Here is a 1,266-nt window from a genome sequence, read left to right on the forward strand (position 1 = left end):
CGCGCAGGGTTGAAGGCTTTGCTGACGATGTCCAGTTGCAGTTTGCGGTCTTTGAAGAGTTCGAGCGAGCCTTTGGCATTGAGTTCGCCGCCGTTTTGCGGAACCAGGCGGACTTTGTCGAGCTTGAGCGTGCGCTGGCCGAGCTGTTTGTCGGTTTGGAAAAACAGCATGCCGTCTGTACGCGCAAATCCGCTGTCGAGATTCCAGTTGACGACGGGGGAGGAGGTTTCGCCTTTGACGTCGATACTGCCGTTCAGACGGCCTGCGATATTTTGACGGACAAAGTCGTCTGCGCCGGTATTGTTGATGCCCAGTGCGAGTTTGAGCTGGTCTTGGGCGGTATCGATAGAGCCGGATACATCGATGCTGCCGTCTTTGAGCAGGTCGACGCCGATGTCTTCAATCATGACCGTGCCTTTATCGTCGACGATGAATTCGCCGAGGATGCGTTTGACGGGGATATGATTTTCATCGGCAAAACCGGCTTGGTCGTTTTCCAAGTCAATCGAGCCTTCCAACGCAACGCCGTTGGTAAACGACGGAATGGTGGTAGCGTCGAAATTTAGGCGCGCTTTAGGCAGGCTGGGCAGGAAGGCCTGCGGATTGATATTGAAACCTTTAATCAGGATTTCGCCGACGGTTTCATTGAGGCTGTCGGCGAATGGGTGAATGGTGGATTTGGCCGATAAATGAACGTTGTCGCTATCGAGCAGCAAGTCGGTGGATACGTCTTGCAGGCTGCCCCACAGGCGCACCGTACCATGTAGGGTTTCGCCCTCAAGCTGGCCTTTGGTGTAAATGGCGGTATTGAGGACGTAGGGTTTGTTCAAACCAAGCACTACCGCGCCTGTCGAGCTGCTCCAGGGCGTATCGGCAGTTTTGATGTGGAGGCGGTGTTCTTTTTTGTCGTAATGATAGGCTGCGTGTAGGTGGTCGAGATAGACGGTTTGCTTGTCAAAACGCTTGCCTACGCTGATTTTGCCGGTTTCCAAACGGTCGAGATAGGCGGTAACGGGCAGGTCTATGCTGTCGGGCAGGCCTTTTGAAGGCTCTTCTTCTTTAGGCGGCGTGCGTTTGGTCACGATGGCGATGTCGCCGGCCACGACTTCGGTAATGTGCAAGGACGGACGGGTCAGCTCGGACGGTTTCCAATCAAAGCGGAAGCTGCTGATTTTGACATCCGCACCTTCTGTTTCAATCAACCATGTGTCGCCTTCAAACCCGTCAATCAGCGTGCCCTTCAGCGTATCCGAGGAGAGTGTGACG

Annotated in this window: 1 pseudogene; it reads right to left on the reverse strand. The window is 54.4% G+C overall.

Annotation, left to right across the window (positions count from 1 at the left end):
• Window positions 1-1,266 (reverse strand): annotated as a pseudogene (locus ACTHS3_RS13555) (translocation/assembly module TamB domain-containing protein); the annotation flags it as partial.

This window comes from Neisseria sp. P0009.S007 (assembly GCF_051962515.1).